The organism is Mesorhizobium sp. BR1-1-6, from assembly GCF_020165355.1.
Taxonomy (GTDB): domain Bacteria; phylum Pseudomonadota; class Alphaproteobacteria; order Rhizobiales; family Rhizobiaceae; genus Mesorhizobium.
Genome location: NZ_JAIUHZ010000014.1, coordinates 49,610 through 71,339 on the forward strand (window position 1 = coordinate 49,610; position 21,730 = coordinate 71,339).

Consider the following 21,730-nt stretch of genomic DNA (forward strand, 5'->3'; position numbering starts at 1 on the left):
CGCCGCAACTACGGAAGCGTTTCCGCCCGCCTTTGGCGGTTGAAGAGCAGAATTTCCATCCGGAATGTCGGCTTTCGACAACTCTGACAGGGTTCACGCTGGTATAGCGCGCCCCAACTATCTCAAGAGAGGTGACAGGAAAATGAAGATCCTTGTGCCCGTGAAGCGGGTTGTGGATGCGAATGTGAAGGTTCGCGTCAAGGCTGACGGTTCGGCGGTGGAATTGGCCAACGTCAAGATGGCGATGAACCCATTCGACGAGATCGCGGTGGAAGAGGCGATCCGGCTCAAGGAAGCCGGCAAGGCCGAAGAGATCATCGTCGTGTCGATCGGCCCGCAGCAGGCGCAGGAGACGCTTCGCACCGCGCTCGCCATGGGCGCCGACCGCGCCATCCTGGTCAAGACCGACGAGCAGACAGAGCCACTGGGCGTCGCCAAGGTGCTGAAGGGCGTGGTCGAGGCCGAGCAGCCCGGCCTTGTCATCCTCGGCAAGCAGGCGATCGACGATGATTCCAACCAGACCGGCCAGATGCTCGCAGCCCTTCTCGGCTGGGCGCAGGGCACGTTTGCTTCCAAGGTGGTGCTGGAGGGCGACAAGGCCAGGGTGACGCGCGAGGTCGACGGCGGCCTGCAGACGGTTGAGCTGAAGATGCCGGCGATCGTCACTGCCGACCTTCGCCTCAACCAGCCGCGCTATGCATCGCTGCCCAACATCATGAAGGCCAAGAAGAAGCCGCTCGACGAGAAGAGCCCGGCCGACTACGGCGCTGACGTCAAGCCGCGGCTGAAGGTCATCAAGACCGAAGAGCCGGGCGGCCGCAAGGCGGGCGTCAAGGTCAAGAGCGTCGCCGAGCTCATCGACAAGCTGAAGAACGAAGCCGGCGTGCTCTGAGATCGGAAGGAACAGATAAATGACCATTCTCCTCATCGCCGAACACGACAACGCAACCCTTTCCGACCAGACCGCCAAGGCGCTGTCGGCCGCGCTGCAGATCGGCTCGGACGTGCATGTGCTGGTGGCCGGCAAGAACGCCAAGGGCGCAGCTGATGCCGCCGCCAAGCTGAAGGGCGTGAGCAAGGTGCTGCTGGCCGAAGCCGACGAGCTTGCCGAGCGTCTCGCCGAGCCGACCGGGGCGCTCGTCGTGTCGCTGGCCGGCTCCTATGACACCATCGTCGCGCCGGCAACCTCGTCGGGCAAGAACGTCGCGCCGCGCGTAGCCGCTTTGCTCGACGTGGCGCAGGTCTCCGAGATCATCGAAGTGGTCTCGCCGGACACCTTCAAGCGGCCGATCTATGCCGGCAACGCCATCCAGACGGTACAGTCGACCGATGCCACGAAGGTCATTACCGTGCGCACCGCCTCCTTCCAGGCGGCGCCCGAGGGCGGTTCGGCCGCTGTCGAAACCGTCAGCGCTGCGGCCAATCCTGGCCTCTCCTCCTTCGTCGAGAACAAGCTATCGGAGACTGATCGTCCGGAACTGACCTCGGCCAAGATCATCATCTCGGGCGGCCGCGCGCTCGGCTCCTCGGAGAAGTTCCAGGAGGTCATCCTGCCGGTCGCCGACAAGCTCGGCGCTGCCGTCGGCGCATCCCGCGCCGCCGTCGATGCCGGTTATGCGCCGAATGACTGGCAGGTCGGCCAGACCGGCAAGGTCGTCGCCCCCGACCTCTACATCGCCGTCGGCATCTCCGGCGCCATCCAGCACCTCGCCGGCATGAAGGATTCGAAGGTCATCGTCGCCATCAACAAGGACGAGGAAGCGCCGATCTTCCAGGTTGCCGACTATGGCCTCGTCGGCGATCTGTTCGTTGTCCTGCCGGAGTTGCAGAAGGCGCTTTGACGCCCTGCCGCAAAGCGTATTAAATTGTGAGGGGTGGGGTAGACGAAGTCGCCCCACCCTTTTAGTTTGCACCGCACAAAAAGCAGGCCGCAAAGGCCTTTTTCGACGGGATCGGTGTAATGAGCAAGATCGAAACGATCGGCATCATCGGCGCGGGCCAGATGGGCGGCGGCATCGCCCATGTCTCCGCACTTTCGGGCTACAAGGTGCTGATCTACGATATATCGCCCGACCGTATCGAGAAGGGCATCGCCACTGTCAGCGGCAACATGGCCCGCCAGGTGGGGTCCGGCAAGCTCGACGAGAAGCTCCGCAACCAGGCGATGGCGCGCATCGCGGCGGCGCCATCCATGGCCGATCTCGCCGGTGCCGACCTGGTCATCGAGGCAGCGACCGAGGACGAGACGGTCAAGCGCAAGATCTACGCCCAGCTTTGTCCGCAGCTCAATCCCGAGGCCATACTGGCGACCAATACCTCGTCGATCTCGATCACGCGGCTAGCCGCGCAGACCGACCGCCCCGAGCGCTTCATCGGCATCCATTTCATGAACCCGGTTCCCCTGATGAAGCTGGTCGAACTGGTGCGCGGCATCGCCACCGAGGACCAGACCTTCGAGGCGGCAAAGACCTATGTGAAGCAGCTCGACAAGACGATCACGGTCTCGGAGGATTTTCCGGCCTTCATCGTCAACCGCATCCTTTTGCCGATGATCAACGAGGCGATCTACACGCTCTATGAGGGCGTCGGCACGGTCGATGCCATCGACACCGCCATGCGGCTCGGCGCCAACCATCCGATGGGGCCGCTGCAGCTGGCCGATTTCATCGGCCTGGACACCTGCCTGTCGATCATGCAGGTGCTGCATGACGGCCTGTCGGATTCGAAGTACCGCCCCTGCCCGTTGCTGGTCAAATATGTCGAGGCCGGCTGGCTCGGCCGCAAGACCGGCCGCGGCTTCTACGATTATCGCGGCGAGCATCCGGTTCCAACACGCTGACCCGCCAGGGTTGATCGCGGCCCTATCGCGGGGCTACGACGCTGCGGCCAGGGGCTTGGGTGTCTCGATTTCGATCCTGTCGTCCGTGGCGTCATTCTCGGGCGCCATGGACACGCATCCGCGACCCGCAGCCTTGGCCACGTAGCAGCCGGCGTCTGCCCTGGCGATGATCTCGTCGACAGCGCCGCAATCGGCGTCGATAGGAGCCAGTCCGATGCTGGCGCCGATCGAATGGGGACGGCCTTCCCAGGTGAAATCGAGGCCTTGTATCGCATCGATGATGGATCGCGCCGCGATCCTGGCCCCGGCGGCCGAGCCCGACTTCAGAATGACCGCGAATTCGTCGCCGCCCAGACGCGCGACCATGTCCTGCGGACCAAGCACGCCACGCACGGCCTCGGCAACGCACTTGAGCAATGCGTCTCCCGCCGCGTGGCCACCTGTGTCGTTGACCAGTTTGAAATGATCGAGGTCGATGAACATGAACTGATGTCCGATCCCCTCCTTGCGGGCCTGATCGACCAGTTCTTCCATGGCGCGGATGAAACTCGCGCGGTTGGCAAGGCCGGTCAGCGCATCATGCGCGGCGGCGTGGGCAAGCTGGCGCTGCAGCGCGCGCGCATCGGTGAAGTCCTGGAAGACGATGACCAGTCCGCAGAATTCGTTGCGTTCGTTCATGATCGGCGACACGACCTGCCGGATGCTGCAGCGCGTCTCGTCGCGCCGGATGAGGACGGCGCGGCTGTTCTGGTCATCGGCTCCCTGGCCGCCGATCGCAGGCCGCGCCACGCCGATCCTGTGGCCGGTCTCCTCGTCGACCGCCCAATAGACATGGCCGAGCGTCTTGCCGAGGGCATCATTGCAGGAGACACCGGTCAGCTTTTCGGCGACAGGATTCATGAAGGTGACGCGGTTGGCGGCATCGGTGCAGATGACGGCATCGCCGATCGACTGGAGCGTCACTTTGAGGCGCTCCTTTTCGTCCGCCAGCATGGCCGCCGACACGGCGAGGCGCTCCTCCGCCTGCTTGCGCCGGGTGATGTCGGTCAGGCTGCCTATCGCCCTGATCAGCCGCCCCTCTTCGTCGCGCTCGATCGCCTTGCCGCGGTCGAGGAACCAGAGCCAGCGGCCATCCTTGTGGCGCATCCTGAATTCGGCCTCGAAGAACGGCGTGCGGCCTTCGAGATGGGCGCGGTCCGCCTCGGCCACTGCTTCGCGGTCGTCGGGATGTATCATCGCCAGCCAGTGATCGGGGTCACCGTCGAGTTCCCCGTCGGCGTAACCCAGCATCTTGACCCAGGTCGAGGAATAGTTAGTGCCGCCCCTGCGCTTGTCGAAGTCCCAGACGCCCTGGCCGGCGCCGGCCAATGCAAAGTTCCAGCGCGTTTCGGCCTCGGCGATCCGCGCCTCGGCCTGCTTGCGCGCATCGATGTCCTCTATCTGCGAGACGAGATACAGCGGCCGGCCGCTATTCCCGTCGCGAATGACGGAGCCGGCCAGCCTGGCCCAGACGGGCGTGCCGTCCTTCTTGAGATAGCGCTTCTCGAAATGAAAGGAATCGATCTTGCCGGCCTTCAGGTCTTCCATCGTCTCCCGCCCGATCTCCAGATCGTCGGCATGCGTGAGCTGGAAGAAGGTCAACGCCTCGATCTCGTCGCGGCGGTAGTCGAGCATGGCAGCGAAAGCCGGGTTGGCCTCGAGAATGCGCCCGTCGAGGCCGACGATGGCGACGCCGATGGAGGAATCCTCCATGGCACGGCGGAAGCGCTGCTCGCTCTCGGCGATCTGGCGGCGGTCCTTGCGGATGACGCGCGCGAACATGCAGGCCAGGAGAAGTGCGCCGGCTGCCACACCGACCGACGCCTGCACACATAATTCGAGCGTCTCGGCGCCGGGATCCAGCCGCGACAGCAGGATCGATGCCGTCATCGCCGCTGTCCCGCCCACGAGCAGAGCCAACCCCGCATGTCTGTGCGGCGCCGGCCCGATGATCCTTCGCATTGCCACGATTTGTACCACCCCGTGGGCAATCGCATTTCCCGTGAAAATCCTGACGGATCGATTTTAAGGAAAGGTTGCGTCGGGTATCGGCGATGCCGCCGGCCGGCAAACATTTGCCGGCATGATTAAGGATCGGTATGCGCGGGATGCAGCAGCGGGCGTCGCGCTACCAGCGCACGAAAAACCGGCCGCCGAGCGCGCCGAGCAGCGCCAGCGCGGCGATCGCGATCGTATACCAGGTGGCGACGAAAAGCGGCGAATCATCAAAGCAATGCGCGGCATAGAAGGTTGCCGCCAGCCCGCCGGCGAGCAGGCCCGCGGCCGTGCCGGCCAGCACCGGCCGTGTCGGCGCGCCATAGCGCAGCATCCACAGGAAGATGGCAAGCGGGCCGATGCCGATCAGCGGGATGAGCCCCATGCAGACCATCATGTTGGAACCGACGAGACGCCTGCCCCAGTCGGCCTCGGGCACGGCGTAAAGCTCCAGCACCACGGCCACTGCCACGAGCACGGGCGCAGCCGCCATCCAGGCCGCCGCCTTGCCTGTCGATGCTCCCGGTGTCGACAATGTCCTGACGAAGGCGAAGGCGCTGGCGGCGAGCACGATGGTGAACAGGAACTTCGAAAGAAAGCGCATCGTATGTGCGGCAGCCATGAAGTCGGGGCGCGGACCGATCGTCATCATGAAAACCGCGCCCGCGATCACGGCGGCCACACCGGCAGCCAGCCACCAGGCCGAGCGCAGCGGCATCGCCTTGCTGCGGGCGTCGGCATCAAGCGCCTTGATGAGATCCTCGGTCCTCATGTCATTCCCGCCCAAACCGCCCCTGCCCGAACCGCTTGGCAATGGCTGCAAGTCCGCGATGCAAAGAAACCCGCACCGCTGTTTCGCTGATGCCGAACTTGGCTGCCGTGTCGCCGATCGAGCGCCCCTCCACCGACACGGACGACACCACGGAGCGCTGTGCCGGCGGCAGGCCGTCGAGCGCCCGGCTGATGTCGCGTTCGCTGACGGTTTCCGTTTCCGGCTCGGCGAAGGTTTCGGCGATATCGTCGACATCGATCTCGATGCGCCGTCCGCGCCGCCGGAACGCGTCGATCAACTTGAAGCGCGCGATGGCATAGACCCAGGGCAGCACAGGTGCGTCCTGGCGCCAGGTGTGCCGTTTCACATGAATGGCCAGCAAGGTTTCCTGCACGACATCCTCGGGATCGACCCCGCCTTTGACGATCTTGCGCCTGGCAAAACCGCGAACCAGAGCGGCCGTCCGGTGCAGAAAGTCGGCATAGGCCCTTTCATCTCCCGCGATCGCGGCTCGCATCAGCCGGGAAAGCTCGGCCTCGTCCTTGCCGCTCACAAGAGTTCACTCCCCGATCTTCGCGCCTCGGCGCTGATTTGTTACGTGGCCGGCGAAATAATGTCCAAGGCAAACTACCGGCAAGTCACGAAAGATTGCGGGCGAACGCGAACTTGGGCTCGTCGACGGCGACTGTGTCCTGGACCGTCGGTCGCGCGCGGCCATCACGCGGAATTGTCCGCCTGGCATGGGCCTATGCCGCCAGCGGCCGATTGAAGCAGGCCAAAAATGTTGACTACACCTGTCATGTATCGATAGGTGCTGCGTGCCAGTTCAACGAGATCGAGGACGACGCCCATGAAATACGCTCTTTCCACCCTTGCCGGCGCCGCGGTGGTGGCGGTCAGCCTGATGGCTGGCCAGGCGATGGCTGAGGATACAGGCATCATCGTCTACAATGCCCAGCACGAGAGCCTCGCCAAGGAATGGGCCGACGGCTTCACCAAGGAAACCGGCATCAAGGTCACGCTGCGCAATGGCGGCGACAGCGATTTCTCCAACCAGATCGTCGCGGAGGGCACCGCCTCGCCCGCCGACGTGTTCCTGACCGAGAATTCGCCGGCCATGGTGCTGGTCGAGAATGCCGGCCTGTTCGCGCCGGTCGACGCCGACACACTGGCGCAGGTTCCGCAGGATTATCAGGCAGCGAGCGGCAAATGGGTCGGCGTTGCCGCCCGCAGCACCGTCTTTGCCTACAATACCACCAAGCTCAAGGCCGACCAGTTGCCCAAGTCGCTGCTCGACCTTGCCGATCCGAGCTGGAAAGGCCGCTGGGCCGCCTCGCCGTCGGGCGCCGATTTCCAGGCTATCGTCAGCGCGCTGCTGCAGCTCAAGGGCGAAGCCGCGACAGCGGACTGGCTGAAGGCGATGAAGCAGAATTTCACCGCCTATAAGGGCAACAGCACCGTGATGAAGGCGGTCAACGCCGGCGAGATCGAAGGCGGCGTGATCTATCACTACTACTACTTCGGCGATCAGGCCAAGACCGGCGAAAACAGCAAGAACGTAGCGCTGCATTATTTCAAGAACCAGGATCCGGGCGCCTTCGTCTCGACCTCCGGCGGTGGCGTGCTGGCTTCGAGCAAGCATCCCAAGGAAGCCCAGGCTTTCCTGAAGTGGGTGACCGGCAAGGGCGGCCAGGACGTGCTGAAGAACGGAACGTCCTTCGAATACGCGGTCGGCAAGGGCGCAGAGTCCAATCCGAAGCTGGTGCCGCTGGCCGACCTGCAGGCGCCGAAGATCGATGCCGCGACGCTGAACTCCAAGAAAGCCACCGACCTGATGACGGCGGCCGGCTTGCTTTAGTTGCCGTTCGTCCTAATAAGGACACCGGCCGTGCTCCCGCGGGAATTCCGCGGGAGCGTTTTGTTTTTTCGAGATGGCATTCGTCGATGACGACACGCTGTATTCCCGACCATGATCGTGGTCTTTCGATTGCCGCCGCCGGGCGGCAAGGGCGCGAAGTCTGAGCCGATGCAGTTCGCGGCCGACATTGCAAGCCCGGGCCTGCCGCCGAGGACGCGCCGCAGGGCGCGCCGGCGCGCTGCGTCATGGATCGTTGCCGCCGCTATCTTCGTTTCGCTGCTGGCCCTGCTGCCGCTTGCCTTCATCGTCTGGGTCGCCGTGCAGACCGGTTGGGAAACCGTCTCGGCGCTGGTTTTCCGGCCGCGTGTCGGCGAGCTTCTGGCCAACACCGTCCTGCTTGTCGCGCTCGCCGTGCCGATCGCCATCATCCTGTCGGTGGCGCTGGCCTGGCTGACCGAACGCAGCGACCTGCCCGGCGCCCGGCTGTGGGCCTGGCTATGCGTGGCGCCACTCGCCATTCCCGCCTTCGTGCACAGCTATGCCTGGATCACCATGGTGCCCGGGCTGCATGGCTTGTGGGCCGGCGTGCTTGTCTCTGTCATAGCGTATTTCCCGTTCCTTTATCTGCCGGTATCGGCGGCCCTGCGCCGGCTCGATCCGGCGCTCGAAGACGCCGCGGCCGCACTCGGCCTTGGTCCCTGGCGTGTGTTCTGGCGCGTCGTGCTGCCGCAGCTCAGGCTTGCCATCTGTGGCGGCGCATTGCTGGTCGGCCTGCACCTGTTGGCCGAATACGGCCTTTACGTCTTCATCCGCTTCGACACCTTCACTACGGCGATCGTCGACCAGTTCCAATCGACCTTCAACGGGCCGGCCGCGAATATGCTGGCCGGCGTGCTGGTGAGCTGCTGCTTCGTGCTGCTCGGGCTGGAGGTGCTGGTGCGCGGGGAAGAGCGCTATGCCCGCGTCGGTTCGGGCGCCGCGCGCCACCAACAGCGCGCGCCGCTCGGCCGGGCGACCGTGCCTTGCCTGCTGCTGCTTGCCGCCACCACGCTTCTGGCGCTCGGCGTACCGTTCGTCACCATCGGACGCTGGCTTGCCGCCGGCGGCGCCGAGGTCTGGCGGCTCGACGAGATCGGCCTGGCGCTCGGCCAGACGTTGTTCCTGGCGCTCGCCGGCGCGCTGCTCGCCACCGTCGCCGCCATGCCGATGGCCTGGATCTCGATCCGCGCGCCGGGGCCTCTGCAGCGCTTGCTGGAGGGCTGCAACTACATCGTCGGATCGCTGCCCGGGGTCGTGATCGCACTGGCGCTGGTCACCATCACCGTGCGCATCGCCCTGCCGCTCTATCAGACCCTGTTCACCATCCTGGTTGCCTATGCCTTGATGTTCCTGCCCCGCGCCCTGATCAGCCTGCGGGCGTCGATCGCGCAGGCGCCGGTCGAGCTCGAGCGCGCCGCGTCCAGCCTCGGGCGGTCGCCGCTCCATGCATTGTGGTCGACGACGATCCGCCTGTCGGCGCCGGGTGCCGCCGCCGGCATGGCGCTGGTGGCGCTCGGCATCATGAACGAGCTGACCGCGACCCAGATGCTGGCGCCGAACGGCACCCGCACGCTCGCGATGGCATTCTGGTCCTACAGCGGCGAGATCGACTACGCTTCGGCAGCACCTTACGCCTTCATCATGGTGGCGATGTCGCTGCCCCTGACCTGGCTGCTCTATGTCCAGTCAAAACGGATGGCAGGACGATGAGCTTTCTCGAACTCAGGGGCTTGCACAAGCATTACGGCCCGGTCGCGGCGCTTGCCGGCATCGATCTCGACGTCGCCAGCGGCAGCCGCACGGCCATCGTCGGGCCGTCCGGCTGCGGCAAGACCACCTTGCTGCGGCTGATCGCCGGTTTCGAGGCGCCCGACCAGGGCAGCATTGTGCTTGACGGAAAGATGCTGGCCGACAGCGGCGGCGCCGTTCCGGCGCACCGCCGCGGTATCGGCCTGGTTGCACAGGACGGCGCCCTGTTTCCGCACCTGACGATTGGCGACAATATCGGTTTCGGGATGGACCGCAGGCTGGACAAACGCTCCGAACGCATCGTCGAACTGGCCTATATAGTAGGGCTGGACAAGGCGATCCTGAAGCGCCGCCCGCACGAACTCTCCGGCGGTCAGCAGCAACGCGTGGCGCTCGCCCGCGCCATGGCGATGAAGCCGCGGCTGATGCTGCTCGACGAACCGTTCTCGGCGCTCGACACCGGCCTGCGCGCCTCCATGCGCAAGGCCGTGGCGGAACTGCTCGAAGCCGCCGGCATCACCACCATCCTGGTGACGCACGATCAGGCCGAGGCGCTGTCCTTCGCCAGCCAGGTCGCGGTGATGCGCGAGGGCCGGTTCTCGCAGATCGGCACGCCGCGCGAACTTTATCTCAAGCCGAAGGACAGGATGATTGCCGAGTTCCTTGGCGACGCCATCATCCTGCCGGCGAAGATAGCGGGCGGTTTCGCCACGTCGCCGCTTGGCCGCATCGCCGTCGATACATCGGACAGCCGCGATGTCGCCCGTATCATGTTGCGGCCGGAGCAGATCGGACTGAAGCGGACATCGCGCGAGGGCATGTCGGGCACGCCGGACATGCTTTTTGGCGAGGTAACGGAATCCGAATTCGCCGGCTCGACCTGCACGGTCGCGGTGCGGTTGCTCAACAGCCCCGACCCGCCGGACGCCGCCGCCATCGGCAGTACGCCGCTGATCCTGCGCAAGTCCGGCATGGACGCGCCGGCGGTCGGTGAGATCGTCCGGCTCACCGTGTCGGGACAGGCGCATGTATTCGCCTGACCGGCCGACGGTTCGCGGCTCGCTGATCAGCATGCAAGATTGGCGTCAGTCGACCCTCTTTGCAGCCTGATCGAACCAGTGAAGTTTCTCGGCCTTGGCCACGACGCGCAACTGGTCGCCGGGCTTGGCTGTTGCGCGCGCGGCCACACGCACGACGATGCGGTCGCCTCCTGCCGCACAGTGAAGAAAGCTGTCCGCTCCCACCGGCTCGACCGCCTCCACCATTGTCGGCAGCACGAGCGCGCCGGACGGTGCCTCGGCCGCGAAAGTGACATCGGCATCCTCGGGGCGGAAGCCAAGCGTGACGGCATTCGCAGGCGCAAAGTCGCTCGTCTTGCTGCCGGTCAGCGCCGGACCCGAAAGGGACAGAAGATTCATCGGCGGTGCGCCGATGAAAGAGGCGACGAACGTCGAGGCCGGCTTTTCGTAAATGTCGAGTGGCGCGCCCGCCTGCTCGACCAATCCGCCATTCATGACGACAAGGATGTCGGCCAACGTCATCGCTTCCAACTGGTCATGGGTGACGTAGACCGAGGTGACACCGAGCGAGCGCTGCAAGTTCTTGATTTCGACCCGCATCTGGCCGCGCAGCTTGGCATCGAGATTGGAGAGTGGCTCGTCGAACAGGAAGACTTTCGGATTGCGCACGATGGCGCGGCCCATGGCGACGCGCTGGCGTTGACCGCCTGAAAGCTCGCGCGGGCGCCGGTCAAGCAGCGCTGAAAGCTCCAGCACCTTGGCGGTCGAACGAACCCTGCTGTCGATCTCGTCCTTGGGCGTACCGCGATTGCGTAGCCCGTAAGCCATGTTGTCGTAGACTTTCATATGCGGATAGAGCGCATAGTTTTGGAACACCATGGCGATGTCGCGCTCGGTCGGGCCGATCGTGTTGACGATCTTGCCGTCGATAGCGACCGTGCCGGAAGAAATGGTCTCCAGCCCGGCGATCATCCTCAAAAGCGTGGACTTGCCGCAGCCGGACGGCCCGACCAGCACACAGAGTTCCTTGTCGGGAATGGCAATGGAGACGCCCTTCACGGCTTCGACGCCGCCGGCATATACTTTCTTCACGTCCCTCAGATCGACCGTCGCCATCGGCTTCTCACTTTTCGGTGTCGACCAGTCCGCGCACGAACCAGCGCTGCATCAGCACCACAACCAGGATTGGCGGCAAGATTGCCAGGATCGCCGTGACCATGACCAAATGCCATTGGGTGTCGGCATCGGCGAAGGAGACCATCTTCTTCAGTGCGATGACGATGGTGTTCATATCGTTGCTGTTGGTGACCAGCAGCGGCCACAGATACTGCGTCCAGCCGTAGATGAAAAGAATGACGAACAGCGCCGCGATATTGGTGCGCGACAATGGCAACAGGATATCGAAAAAGAACCGCCATGGACCGGCGCCGTCGACGCGCGCCGCCTCGACCAACTCGCCCGGGATGGTCATGAAGAACTGGCGGAACAACAACGTTGCGGTGGCCGAGGCGATCAGCGGGATGATCAGTCCGGCATAAGTGTCGATCATACCGAGGTCGACCATTACCTTGTAGGTCGGCAGGATGCGCACCTCGACGGGAAGCATCAGGGTGATGAAGATCAGCCAGAAGAAAGTCATGCGCAGCGGAAAACGGAAGAAGACGATCGCATAGGCCGACAGGATCGAGATGAATATCTTTCCGACCGCGACGCCGAGCGCCATGATCGTGGAGTTGAGGAGCAGCCTGCCGACGCCGAGCCCGCCGATGCGGCCGACGCCGCCGAACAGCGCCTCGCCGTAATTGTTCCAGAACTCGCTGCCCGGCCGGAAAGGCAGTGGCGGCCTAAGGATGGTTTGCAGCGTCTGCGTCGAGGCAACGAAAGTGTAGTAGATCGGAAAGGCCACGATCAGTATGCCGAGGATGAGCACGGCATGTGCAAGGAAAATGCGAAACGGGGATTGACCGATCATCGCGCTCCTCAGCCGTAATGAACCTTCCGTTCCACGTAGCGGAACTGGATGGCGGTGAGCGCGATGACGATGACCATCAGGATGACCGACTGCGCCGCCGAATCGCCGAGGATCAGATTGACGAAGCCGTCATTGTAGACCTTGTAGACCAGTGTCTCGGTGGCCTTGCCCGGCCCACCGCCGGTGACGGCGTGGACGATGCCGAACGTGTCGAACAGCGCATAGACGGTATTGACGACCAAAAGGAAAAACGTCGTCGGCGCCAAAAGCGGGAAGACGATGGTCCAGAAGCGCTTGGTTTCGCCGGCGCCGTCGATCGCCGCCGCCTCGATCAGCGTTTTCGGCACCGCCTGCAGCCCGGCGACGAAGAACAGGAAATTGTAGCTGATCTGCTTCCAGGCGGCCGCCGCCACCAGAAGGATCATGGCGTCGGTGCCGTTGAGCAGCGGATCCCAGGCGACGCCCAAACGTCTCAGCAGATAAGACAGCGAGCCGATCGATGGATTGAACAGGAACAGCCACAGCATGCCTGCAATCGCCGGCGCCACCGCGTAGGGCCAGATCATCAGCGTGCGGTAGAGGCCTTTGCCGCGCACCACCTTTTCCGCCATCACGGCAAGGAGCAGCGCCACGCCCATGGCAACGATCACGGTCGCGAGCGAAAACACCACTGTGACCTTGATCGAGTTGAGATAGGCCGGGTCGGCAAGCACCTTGCGGAAATTGGCAAACCAGACGAACCTGCTCCTCAGCCCGAACGGGTCCTGCCTCAGCATCGACTGGTAGAGCGCCTGCCCGGCCGGCCAGTAGAAGAACACCAGCGTGATGGCAAGTTGCGGCGCCACCAGGAGGTATGGCAAGACTTTGTTGGGAAAGACGACGCGCGGGGTCAATGCGCCGCTCCGGCGTGGAAAGCCGAGCGGCACTCTACGGCGCTCACCGCTGCCCTGCCGGGCATCTCCCCCTCTTGGAGGAAGATTGGCAGTTCCTGCGGCAGCTGCCATTCTCCAGCTTTGACAATCGCCGAAAACGGTCGCGACAGCCAGTCTCCCCCCTTCAGGGGGAGATGCCCGGCAGGGCAGAGGGGGGCCTCGTAGAGCAAGGACTATAACTCGATAGGTTCGGACGCGCCCTAATTCCCCAGCGCTTCCTTGATCGCCGCGTTGCCACGCGTGACCGCATTGTCGAGCGCCTGCTGGGCGGTTTCCTGGCCGGCAAGCATCTTTTCGAACTCCTCGTTCTGGATGTCGCGCACCTGCGGCAAGTTCGGCAACCGCACGCCCTTCGAATTGTCGGTCGGCGCCTTGCCCGTCATCTGCAGGATCGGCGTCTCGCGACCGGGATTCTTGTCGTAGAAGCCGGACTTTTTCGTCGCCTCATAGGCGGCGAGCGTCACCGGCAGGTATCCCGATTTCTGGTGCAGATATTCCTGCACATCGGTCTTGGACAGATAGGCGAAGAAAGCCGCGACGCCTTTGTACTCCTCGTCGGACTTGCCGCCGAAGACCCAAAGGCTGGCACCGCCCGGCGTCGTGTTCTGCGGCGCGCCCTTGGCGTCGCTGTCATAGGGCAACTGGCCAATGCCGTAGTTCATGCCCGACTTGACGATGTCGCCTAGGCCGCCCGAGGATTCGGTGAAGATGCCGCATTCGCCGGCGAGGAATATCTGCTTGGCTTCGGAGGTGCGCCCGCCATATTTGAAGGTGCCGTCCTTGGCCAGATCGGCGAGCGCCTGGAAATGTTTGACGAAGATCGGCGAGTTGATCTTGAGTTCGACATCACCGCCGGCCAGGCCATTCTGCTGCGTGGCCCACGGCACATCGTTCCACGCCGCGAAGTTTTCCAGGTGTATCCAGGTCAGCCAGGTCGAGGTGTAGCCGCAAGCGGCGGCGCCGCTCGCCTTGATCTTTTTGGCATCCTCCCACACCTCGTTCCAGGTCTTGGGTGGGTTGTTCACATCGAGCCCCGCCTTCTGGAAGATGTCCTTGTTGTAGTAGAGGATCGGCGAGGAGGAGTTGTAGGGGAAGGACAGCATGGTGCCGTCCGGCGTCGAATAATAACCGACGATGCCTGGCAGATACTGGCTCTTGTCAAAGTTCATCCCGGCGCCGGTCAGCACCTCGGCCACTGGCTTGATCGCGTCCCGGGCCGCCATCATCACGCCGGTGCCGACATCGAACACCTGGATGATGTCAGGCGACTGGCCGGCGCGATAGGCGGCGATGCCGGCATTCAGCGTTTCGGGATAGGTGCCCTTGAAAACCGGAACAATCTGGTAGTCGCCCTGGCTGGCGTTGAAATCCTTGGAAATCTTGTCGACGACCTCTGCGTTGGCGCCGGTCATGGCGTGCCACCAGCTGATCTGCGTGACGGCGAAGGCGGAGGTTGTGGAAAGCAGGGTCACGGCGACACCGGCCGCGAAGCCAAAGAACTTCATGTTTCGTCTCCCGTTCTCATTGCTTGTCATTGGCGAAAGGGGCACTCCCGCAATGGCACTATGTGTCGTTCGCGCGCAGCGGACAACGGTTTTGTTGCGGGCAGGCGCACTTCATGTCCGGCTAAAGTAGCGTTCACTTCCGGATGAAAGTGACCCGGAAAAGGATTGCATAGCGGCTTGCTGCTTGAATTGATGTACCAGGGACCTGTCTCGAGACGGTCAGCGACCTCACCGACGAACGGCGTCTAACAGCACATGACAACGCTGACATGACAACGCTGAAAAAGGCGTCGGTTTGCTCGGTCGATGCGTGGAAATTCCCGTCCCGCGCTCAGCCTGACGGATTTGACATCGGCCAATCAGTCTGCTGGCCGGGAATGGGTCTGCCGCCGCTCAGTTCTGCTGCCGCTGGGTTCCAGAAGCGCGCGGCAAGTAGAGATGCAGGCTTGTTCCCTGACCGATTTCGCTATCGATTCGGACATGCCCACCGGATTGCTTGATGAAGCCGTAAACTTGGCTTAGCCCGAGTCCCGTACCCTGCCCTTCCGATTTTGTTGTGAAGAACGGCTCGAAAACGCGCGCCAGGGTGTCCTTGCTCATTCCACAGCCGGTATCGCGTACAGTCACGCGAACAAATGAAGCCGCCGCTGAACGCAAATCCTCCAGATCATTTGGAAAATTGCTGGTCTCAATCGTGAGGGTGCCACTGCCTTTCATTGCATCTCTGGCGTTCACCGCAAGGTTAAGAACGGCGATGTCGAGCTGGTTGGCATCGATAAGGATAGGGTCCAAGGCTGGATCCAGATTGCATTGCACCCGGATACCGCTCCCCAACGTCCGTTCCAGCAGCGTCGTCAGCCCCTTGATACGTTCATTGAGATCAATCTGTTCCGGGGCCAGGGATTGGCGTCGCGAAAAGGCAAGCAGTTGCTGTGTTAGCGCTCCTCCATTTTCGATCCGCCTGAACATCTCCTCGACCAGCAGAGTGACTTTCTCATCCGCAGGATATTTAGCGATCTGTTTCTCCAGAAGCCGAAGGCCAGACCCGAAAACGGCGAGTAGGTTGTTGAAGTCATGGACAATGCCAGCTGCGAGGCGTCCAATGGCTTCGAGCTTTTGTGACTGGCGTGCGTTTTCTTCTCTTGATCGCTGGGCCGAGACATCGCGCAGGCTGGCAAGCAATGCGGGCCTGCTGTCCCAGGTAACCTCGACCGTACGCATTTCCACTTCTGCCGGCTTGCGGCCGGAACGGTGAACGGTGATCTCGGCGATCTCTCCGGAGACGACCGGACGGCCGAGCGGAACGTGGAGGAGTTCGTCAAGCGGCTGTCCAAAAATTACGGCTGCCGCAGGATTGGCATAGAGCACTGTTCCGTCCAAATCGACCACCAGCATCCCGTCGGCGGTATTTTCGATCAACTGGCGAAAGCTGAGCTGGCTGATGCCAGCCGGAGATGTATCTCCGGGCGATTCCAGCATTTCGGCGGCGTTTTGCGCCGTATTCAAGGCGCTCTTCATGTCGACGTGTTGTCCACGGCGGAGTCGCCGAACACATCAGGCGCGCTGTCAAAGGGCTTTCCAAGATGCATACCGCCACTGTCGATGGTGAAGCGCCGTATCTGTTTGTCGTGTTCGCTGCCGCGCATTTTCAGCACCATCATGCCGCGATGCATGAATTCTTCCTGCTGAATGTAGCGCAACAGAATGATCGAATCGGTGAGTGTGGAAATATGCTGCTCGCTAGCGCTCTGGCCTCCGACAAGCGATTTGTTGGTAGCGGTGCAAAGGCCGGCAATTTCGCGCTTCTTTATGAAGGAGGTGACGCTGATCAAGAACTCACGAAACCCGGTTTCTGGCGCGATGCGCTCCAATGCCGACAAGCTGTCGATTGCCATGCGATCGGGTTTGAACTCCGCCACCAGTTCGCGGATCATCAGAAGGTGATCCGGCAAACTCTGCGCTTCCGGATAAAGGCAGACTACCTTCAGGCGACCATCCGCCTCCATCGCTTCGAAATCGACGCCCCAGCTACGCGCGTTGCGGAAAAGCTGGCCGCGGCTCTCCTCATAGCCGACGAGCAAGGCGCGTTCGCCCGCAGCCACTCCGCCCGCTAGAAAGTTGGTGACAAGTAGAGTCTTTCCGGTGCCTGTGGCTCCACTGACAAGGGTTACGCTGTCGCGAAAGAACCCGCCGCTGCACATTTTGTCGAGTTCGGAATTACCACTGGTGACCCGTTTCGTGCTTGATTGCTGCTCCAGGCGCAACGATGACAGAGGCACAGCTACGATGCCCTGTTCGGCGACCAGCGTTATGGGCACTTCGCCCTCAACGTGACGGCTGCCGCGCATTTTCAGGACTTCTATGGTCCGCCGACGGCGCTCGCGATCAAGGGCATTGCGAAGGATCACGACATTGTCTGCGACGAACTCCTCTATTCGGTGACGGGAGATTTCACCATATTCACTGTTGCGTTCCGCGGTCATAAGGACCGTCAGCCCTTCTTTCTTCAGCGCGGTCGCAATACGTAGAAGTTCGCGGCGCACTGCCGTCTGCTCGGCTACGAAATGATCGAAAAGTTGGGTAACCGAATCGAGCACGATGCGCTTTGCCCCGGCGCTTCGGCTCGCGTGCAGAATGCGGGTCAGAAGACCGGCGAGGTCGAAATCGCCCACAACCACCTGGTCCTGATCGCGCGGGCTCGCATCGACGAAAACAAGCTTGTCCGCCGCTCGCCAGCCGCGGATGTCCCAGCCGAAGCTCGCCATGTTTACCTCGATCTCGGTTGGCGACTCCTCGAAAGTGACGAAGACACCGGCCTCATTGAGACCGGTGATGCCATGCGCCAGGAACTGCGTGGCGAATACGGTCTTGCCGCTACCGGGCGTGCCGCCCACGATGGTGGTGCGTCCGCGCGGCAAGCCACCCATCACCAAGTCGTCAAAAGCCTCGATCCCTGTATTGACGCGTTCAAGAACCGGGTCGATAGAGATCTCATCCGTCGCGGTCATGAATATCATCCTTCTTGCGAAAACCGAAATAGTCCAGAACCTGAGCGATATTGCTGATGTCGCCCACCAGACGGCGCGGGGGATCGGCGGATTCGTCGGAGAGCGTCGGCGTTGCTAGTATCCCTGCTCGCTCCGCCTCATGAGGATGTTCCAGGATATCGAAGATCTGGATTTCAATGGATGCGCTCATCTCCTCGATTATCTTCAGGCGGCTTTCCAGTGCCCGACGAGCACCGGGCGTGTCTCCGGCGATGTAGAGCCGGAGAAGGGGATGGGCCCCTGAAGCGGGCGGTTGTTCCGGGTTCATATCTCACGCTGGTTGCACGGGTTCAGTATCGACGTGCTCTACGCGACACGCCAGCAATTCAACCGCAGGGCTTTGTTGTCCGCCTTGGGCGATCTTCTAGCATTTCGCCTGGAGCCGACGCGCCACAGCTCGCGCTCGATGGGGCCTGGATCAGCACCCCTGTCACTTCTTAGACATTCGCGCTTTGCGCGTCTGCGCACTAGTGGACATTTCTCCGGTTATTGGGATATGGGCCGCAAGCGATCGTTCGGAGGAGTGTAAATGGAAGCCCGCGCCCACATAGACTCCGGCATGATCGGCAACAATCTTCTGCGGGCACTCACCGCGGCAGATTGGGCAATCCTCGAGCCTTGGCTGGATGAGTGGTCGGCCCCCACCGGAACACTGCTTTATGAACCTGGCGACACGGTTCGCCATGCATACTTCCCGAGAGGTCCCAGCCTGATTTCCTATCTCGTCGTGCTGAGCGACGGGCGTGCGATCGAGACGGCTCTGGTCGGACGAGAAGGGGCAATTGGCGGAGTTGTCAGCCAAGGCAGGCTCCCAGCTTACGCTCGCGCTGAAGTACAATTGGGAGGTTCGTTCTTCCGCATCGACCTGCTTAACCTTGAAGAGGCGAAGTCCAGGTCGTCGACGCTACGGAATCTGTTCGCGCGGTACGCGGACTGCCTGATGGCGCAGATGTTCCAGTCCGTCGCCTGCAATGCCGCGCATTCGATCGAGCAACGGACAGCGAAATGGCTGCTGGCCGCCATTGATCGGACGGGCACTCCCGATCTGGCGCTGACACAAGAACAGCTCGCCGTAATGCTCGGAGTCGGCCGGAGCTATTTGAGCCGCGTCATACGCGATCTGAAAGAACACGGTCTCATTGAGACCCATCGTGCCCGGATCGTCGTTCGCAAGGTCGACGGCCTGCGGTGGCTTGCTTGCGAGTGCAATGCGGCGGTCAGTCATCACTTCGACGAAGTATTGAAGGGCGTCTATCCCCTGCCGACCAACGCCTCGTCTGGCCGATAGCACAAACGGCTCGCCATATATGTCCTTAAGGTGAGTCCCTGGACGCCGAGGCTTGGACTACTATCTCGGCAAGCCGGCGCCGATCCAGGCATTCGACGAATTGACCGGGTCGGCTCAGGCCGCCGCGGATGGGCTGGGCGGAACCGTTGCGTGGTCAAGCCGCGCTTGCGCCCAGCCTTGTCCCAGCCTCTTCAAGACCCGAGCGCGGCCTCGACAAGCCGCTTGGCGTCCGGCCCCGACCACTCGGCCGGGCCGTTCATATGGGCGATCAGGCAGCCTTCGCCGTCGATCAGCATGGTGACGGGCAGGCCGAGCGCCAGGCCGCGCGTCTTGAGCTCGTTGAACAGCGCCATCGTCGAATCCCTGTAATAGCCGAGCGCCTCGACGCCGGTGTCCTTGAGGAACTTCTTCGGCTTCACGTCGTCGCCGGCATCGACATTGACGGCGACGACCTGGAACGCATCGCTGCCTTTCTCCTTCTGCAAGGCGTCCAGCGCCGGCATTTCGGCGCGGCATGGCGCGCACCATGTCGCCCACAGATTGAGCAGCACCGTCTTGCCGGCATGGTCGGCGATGGTCATCGGCTTGCCGTCCGGGCCGTTGAAGGCGAGGCTCTTCATCGATTGCGGCGGATCGGCTGGCAAGAGCGCCGCGACCTCGCCGGTGGCGGCTGCGGCGATCTTCTTGGCGCGTTCGCTCTTGGCGGCGCAGGCGACATCGTCCTTGCTGTCGCCGACGGCGACTTGCGACGCGGCGTTGTTGCCAGACCGGCTCTCGCTGACATATACCGCGACCGCGCCGGCCAGCGCTCCCGCCACCAGGGCGGCGAGGATCAGGCGCGGGGCCGGGAAAAATCTGTTTCCGTCTGCCATGTTCTCAAAACTGCTCCGAGCACGGGTTTTATAGCCATGAGCGACAAGAAGACCAGCAACCAGATGTGGGGCGGACGATTTGCCTCGGGTCCGGCCGCGATCATGGAAGCAATCAACGCGTCGATCTCGTTCGACCGCAAACTCTATGCGCAGGACATCAGAGGTTCGATCGCCCATAGCGCGATGCTGGCGCAAACGGGCATTATTTCGGCGGCCGATCAAGAGAAAATCGCTCACGGCCTGAACACGATCCTGAAAGAGATCGAGGCGGGCACGTTTGAATTCTCGACAAGGCTGGAAGACATCCACATGAACGTCGAGGCCCGCCTCGCCGAGCTGGTCGGTCCGGCCGCCGGCCGGCTGCACACGGCCCGCTCTCGCAACGACCAGGTTGCAGTGGACCTCCGGCTCTGGGTCAAGGACGAGTGCTTTCGCGTCGCCGAGGCCTTGAAGGGCCTGGTCGGTGCGTTGCTGGAGCGGGCCGAGCAGCATGCCGCGACGGTGATGCCGGGCTTCACCCATATGCAGGCGGCGCAGCCGGTGACATTCGGCCACCACTGCATGGCCTATGTCGAGATGTTTTCGCGCGACCTGTCGCGGGTGCGCGACGCCATCGAACGCATGGACGAAAGCCCGCTGGGTGCGGCCGCCCTTGCCGGCACCAGCTTTCCGATCGACCGCCACCGGACCGCCACGGCGCTCGGCTTCCGCGAGCCGATGCGCAATTCGCTGGACAGCGTCTCGGACCGCGATTTCGCGCTGGAATTCCTGGGACTGGCGGCCATATGCGCCACGCATCTGTCGCGGCTGGCGGAAGAAATCATCATCTGGTCAACGCCGCAATTCGGCTTCATCAGGCTGTCGGACAGCTTCTCCACCGGCTCCTCGATCATGCCGCAGAAGAAGAACCCCGACGCCGCCGAACTGGTGCGCGGCAAGACCGGGCGCGTCACCGGCCATCTGGTCGGCCTGCTGACGGTGATGAAGGGCATGCCTTTGACCTATGGCAAGGACATGCAGGAAGACAAGGAATCGGTGTTCGATGCCGCCGAGACGCTCGACCTGATGCTGGCGGCGATGACCGGCATGGTCTCCGATATGACGGTGAACGCGGCGGCGATGAAGAAGGCTGCCGGCTCCGGCCACGCAACCGCGACCGACCTTGCCGACTGGCTGGTGCGCACGCTCGGCCTGCCGTTCCGGGAAGCGCATCATGTCACGGGACGGGCGGTGGCGCTGGCCGAAGAGAAGAAGCTGAGCCTGGAGAAGCTTGCGCTGGAAGACTTGCAGTCGATCCACCCCGGCATCACGAAGGACATCTTTTCGGTGCTGGCCGTGCAGAACTCGGTGAAGAGCCGCACCTCCTTCGGCGGCACCGCACCGTCGGAAGTCAGGAAGCAGATCCGCTACTGGAAAAAGCGGCTGGCCAAGGCGTGATGCCGGACATTGCGGCCAGCCATATCCCGGATATTGCAACCGCCAATATCCAGGATATTGCAACGGCAATATCCGGGGTGCAATGCGCCGAGAACTCGGCTAAAAGCAGCGGCGGAAAAAAGTTTCGGACGGATGGATCGATGACCGGAAGCAGGATTTTGGTGACACTGACGCTGCTTGCGGCGCTTGCCGCCGTTACGGCTTGCGGCAGAAGGTCCGGTCTCGACACGCCTTACGAGGCGGCCGTGCAGGCACGCAAGGACGCCGAGAAGGCCCACCAGCCTGTGCCGCCGGAACCGGAAAAACCGGTCGCGGACAAGAAGTTCATTCTCGACCCGCTGCTCTAGAGCCGGTCAGAGCGGTTTAG

At 62.8% G+C, this 21,730-nt stretch carries 20 protein-coding genes; 9 read left to right on the plus strand and 11 right to left on the minus strand.

The annotated features are described in order from the left end of the window. Positions 1-142: 142 nt before the first annotated feature. The 3 genes from LB545_RS22465 to LB545_RS22475 all read left to right on the plus strand — a co-directional run bounded on the left by LB545_RS22465 (position 143) and on the right by LB545_RS22475 (position 2,839). Positions 143-892 carry an electron transfer flavoprotein subunit beta/FixA family protein gene (locus LB545_RS22465; protein WP_140525441.1) on the plus strand — a complete coding sequence of 250 codons (750 nt, stop codon included), beginning with the start codon at positions 143-145 and terminating at the stop codon, positions 890-892. A gap of 19 nt (positions 893-911) precedes the next feature. Beyond that, positions 912-1,841 (plus strand): electron transfer flavoprotein subunit alpha/FixB family protein, encoded by a 930-nt coding sequence (locus LB545_RS22470; RefSeq protein ID WP_224705867.1) that lies wholly within the window; start codon positions 912-914, stop codon positions 1,839-1,841. A 119-nt stretch (positions 1,842-1,960) separates the two neighbouring features. Further along, the gene (locus LB545_RS22475; protein WP_140500869.1) at positions 1,961-2,839 is read left to right on the plus strand and encodes a 3-hydroxybutyryl-CoA dehydrogenase; all 879 of its coding nucleotides are present in this window, start codon (positions 1,961-1,963) and stop codon (positions 2,837-2,839) included. A gap of 33 nt (positions 2,840-2,872) precedes the next feature. On the opposite strand, the gene LB545_RS22480 is transcribed toward LB545_RS22475, so the two are convergent. The 3 genes from LB545_RS22480 to LB545_RS22490 form a co-directional block, all read right to left on the minus strand. Beyond that, on the minus strand, positions 2,873-4,768 hold the full coding sequence (locus LB545_RS22480) for a PAS domain S-box protein (protein WP_224705868.1): 1,896 nt from the start codon (positions 4,766-4,768) through the stop codon (positions 2,873-2,875). Positions 4,769-5,006: 238 nt separating this feature from the next. Beyond that, entirely contained in the window at positions 5,007-5,645 is a 639-nt protein-coding gene (locus tag LB545_RS22485; RefSeq protein ID WP_140525439.1) for an NrsF family protein, read from the minus strand. Between the two features lies 1 nt (position 5,646). Beyond that, the gene (locus tag LB545_RS22490) at positions 5,647-6,198 is read right to left on the minus strand and encodes a sigma-70 family RNA polymerase sigma factor (RefSeq protein ID WP_140500812.1); all 552 of its coding nucleotides are present in this window, start codon (positions 6,196-6,198) and stop codon (positions 5,647-5,649) included. Between the two features lie 297 nt (positions 6,199-6,495). On the opposite strand from LB545_RS22490, the gene LB545_RS22495 reads away from it, so the two are divergent. From LB545_RS22495 to LB545_RS22505, 3 genes are all read left to right on the plus strand, one after another. Beyond that, complete coding sequence (locus LB545_RS22495; protein WP_140513868.1) at positions 6,496-7,503, plus strand: iron ABC transporter substrate-binding protein; 1,008 nt, start codon at positions 6,496-6,498, stop codon at positions 7,501-7,503. Positions 7,504-7,671: 168 nt separating this feature from the next. After that, the gene (locus tag LB545_RS22500) at positions 7,672-9,252 is read left to right on the plus strand and encodes an ABC transporter permease (RefSeq protein ID WP_181165391.1); all 1,581 of its coding nucleotides are present in this window, start codon (positions 7,672-7,674) and stop codon (positions 9,250-9,252) included. After that, positions 9,249-10,331 (plus strand): ABC transporter ATP-binding protein, encoded by a 1,083-nt coding sequence (locus LB545_RS22505; protein WP_224705871.1) that lies wholly within the window; start codon positions 9,249-9,251, stop codon positions 10,329-10,331. The genes LB545_RS22500 and LB545_RS22505 overlap by 4 nt, the downstream gene beginning before the upstream one ends. A 45-nt stretch (positions 10,332-10,376) precedes the next feature. Here LB545_RS22505 and LB545_RS22510 read toward each other — a convergent pair whose 3' ends face one another. From LB545_RS22510 to LB545_RS22540, 7 genes are all read right to left on the minus strand, one after another. Further along, on the minus strand, positions 10,377-11,426 hold the full coding sequence (locus tag LB545_RS22510; protein ID WP_140500808.1) for a sn-glycerol-3-phosphate import ATP-binding protein UgpC: 1,050 nt from the start codon (positions 11,424-11,426) through the stop codon (positions 10,377-10,379). Between the two features lie 7 nt (positions 11,427-11,433). Continuing rightward, entirely contained in the window at positions 11,434-12,282 is an 849-nt protein-coding gene (gene ugpE, locus LB545_RS22515; protein WP_140500807.1) for a sn-glycerol-3-phosphate ABC transporter permease UgpE, read from the minus strand. Between the two features lie 8 nt (positions 12,283-12,290). Beyond that, complete coding sequence (gene ugpA, locus LB545_RS22520) at positions 12,291-13,175, minus strand: sn-glycerol-3-phosphate ABC transporter permease UgpA (RefSeq protein ID WP_140513871.1); 885 nt, start codon at positions 13,173-13,175, stop codon at positions 12,291-12,293. Between the two features lie 239 nt (positions 13,176-13,414). After that, on the minus strand, positions 13,415-14,719 hold the full coding sequence (gene ugpB / locus LB545_RS22525; protein WP_140500805.1) for a sn-glycerol-3-phosphate ABC transporter substrate-binding protein UgpB: 1,305 nt from the start codon (positions 14,717-14,719) through the stop codon (positions 13,415-13,417). A gap of 393 nt (positions 14,720-15,112) precedes the next feature. Beyond that, complete coding sequence (locus LB545_RS22530; protein WP_140565896.1) at positions 15,113-16,237, minus strand: two-component system sensor histidine kinase NtrB; 1,125 nt, start codon at positions 16,235-16,237, stop codon at positions 15,113-15,115. Continuing rightward, positions 16,234-17,727, minus strand: a complete 1,494-nt coding sequence (kaiC, locus tag LB545_RS22535) for a circadian clock protein KaiC (protein WP_140500803.1) — start codon at positions 17,725-17,727, stop codon at positions 16,234-16,236. The genes LB545_RS22530 and kaiC overlap by 4 nt, the downstream gene beginning before the upstream one ends. Beyond that, positions 17,711-18,034 carry a circadian clock KaiB family protein gene (locus LB545_RS22540; RefSeq protein WP_140500802.1) on the minus strand — a complete coding sequence of 108 codons (324 nt, stop codon included), beginning with the start codon at positions 18,032-18,034 and terminating at the stop codon, positions 17,711-17,713. Before LB545_RS22540 ends, kaiC begins: the two co-directional genes overlap by 17 nt. A 261-nt stretch (positions 18,035-18,295) precedes the next feature. On the opposite strand from LB545_RS22540, the gene LB545_RS22545 reads away from it, so the two are divergent. Beyond that, on the plus strand, positions 18,296-19,054 hold the full coding sequence (locus LB545_RS22545) for a Crp/Fnr family transcriptional regulator (protein ID WP_140500801.1): 759 nt from the start codon (positions 18,296-18,298) through the stop codon (positions 19,052-19,054). A gap of 191 nt (positions 19,055-19,245) precedes the next feature. Here LB545_RS22545 and tlpA read toward each other — a convergent pair whose 3' ends face one another. Then, positions 19,246-19,926 (minus strand): thiol:disulfide interchange protein TlpA, encoded by a 681-nt coding sequence (gene tlpA, locus LB545_RS22550; RefSeq protein ID WP_224705872.1) that lies wholly within the window; start codon positions 19,924-19,926, stop codon positions 19,246-19,248. A 36-nt stretch (positions 19,927-19,962) separates the two neighbouring features. Here tlpA and argH point away from each other — a divergent pair, with 36 nt between their 5' ends. Next, complete coding sequence (argH, locus tag LB545_RS22555) at positions 19,963-21,363, plus strand: argininosuccinate lyase (RefSeq protein ID WP_140500799.1); 1,401 nt, start codon at positions 19,963-19,965, stop codon at positions 21,361-21,363. 140 nt (positions 21,364-21,503) lie between these two features. Further along, positions 21,504-21,710, plus strand: coding sequence for a lipoprotein (locus LB545_RS22560; RefSeq protein WP_140525432.1), 207 nt, complete (start codon positions 21,504-21,506; stop codon positions 21,708-21,710). Positions 21,711-21,730 lie beyond the last annotated feature (20 nt).

Coding starts and splice junctions, on each gene's coding strand:
- kaiC (WP_140500803.1), bottom strand. CDS start 17,727: ATGACCGCGACGGATGAGATCTCTATCGACCCGGTTCTTGAACGCGTC.
- LB545_RS22560 (WP_140525432.1), top strand. CDS start 21,504: ATGACCGGAAGCAGGATTTTGGTGACACTGACGCTGCTTGCGGCGCTT.
- LB545_RS22540 (WP_140500802.1), bottom strand. CDS start 18,034: ATGAACCCGGAACAACCGCCCGCTTCAGGGGCCCATCCCCTTCTCCGG.
- LB545_RS22470 (WP_224705867.1), top strand. CDS start 912: ATGACCATTCTCCTCATCGCCGAACACGACAACGCAACCCTTTCCGAC.
- LB545_RS22485 (WP_140525439.1), bottom strand. CDS start 5,645: ATGAGGACCGAGGATCTCATCAAGGCGCTTGATGCCGACGCCCGCAGC.
- LB545_RS22545 (WP_140500801.1), top strand. CDS start 18,296: ATGGAAGCCCGCGCCCACATAGACTCCGGCATGATCGGCAACAATCTT.
- tlpA (WP_224705872.1), bottom strand. CDS start 19,926: ATGGCAGACGGAAACAGATTTTTCCCGGCCCCGCGCCTGATCCTCGCC.
- LB545_RS22530 (WP_140565896.1), bottom strand. CDS start 16,237: ATGAAGAGCGCCTTGAATACGGCGCAAAACGCCGCCGAAATGCTGGAA.
- LB545_RS22480 (WP_224705868.1), bottom strand. CDS start 4,768: ATGACGGCATCGATCCTGCTGTCGCGGCTGGATCCCGGCGCCGAGACG.
- ugpE (WP_140500807.1), bottom strand. CDS start 12,282: ATGATCGGTCAATCCCCGTTTCGCATTTTCCTTGCACATGCCGTGCTC.
- ugpB (WP_140500805.1), bottom strand. CDS start 14,719: ATGAAGTTCTTTGGCTTCGCGGCCGGTGTCGCCGTGACCCTGCTTTCC.
- LB545_RS22500 (WP_181165391.1), top strand. CDS start 7,672: ATGCAGTTCGCGGCCGACATTGCAAGCCCGGGCCTGCCGCCGAGGACG.
- LB545_RS22465 (WP_140525441.1), top strand. CDS start 143: ATGAAGATCCTTGTGCCCGTGAAGCGGGTTGTGGATGCGAATGTGAAG.
- LB545_RS22510 (WP_140500808.1), bottom strand. CDS start 11,426: ATGGCGACGGTCGATCTGAGGGACGTGAAGAAAGTATATGCCGGCGGC.
- LB545_RS22475 (WP_140500869.1), top strand. CDS start 1,961: ATGAGCAAGATCGAAACGATCGGCATCATCGGCGCGGGCCAGATGGGC.
- argH (WP_140500799.1), top strand. CDS start 19,963: ATGAGCGACAAGAAGACCAGCAACCAGATGTGGGGCGGACGATTTGCC.
- LB545_RS22505 (WP_224705871.1), top strand. CDS start 9,249: ATGAGCTTTCTCGAACTCAGGGGCTTGCACAAGCATTACGGCCCGGTC.
- LB545_RS22495 (WP_140513868.1), top strand. CDS start 6,496: ATGAAATACGCTCTTTCCACCCTTGCCGGCGCCGCGGTGGTGGCGGTC.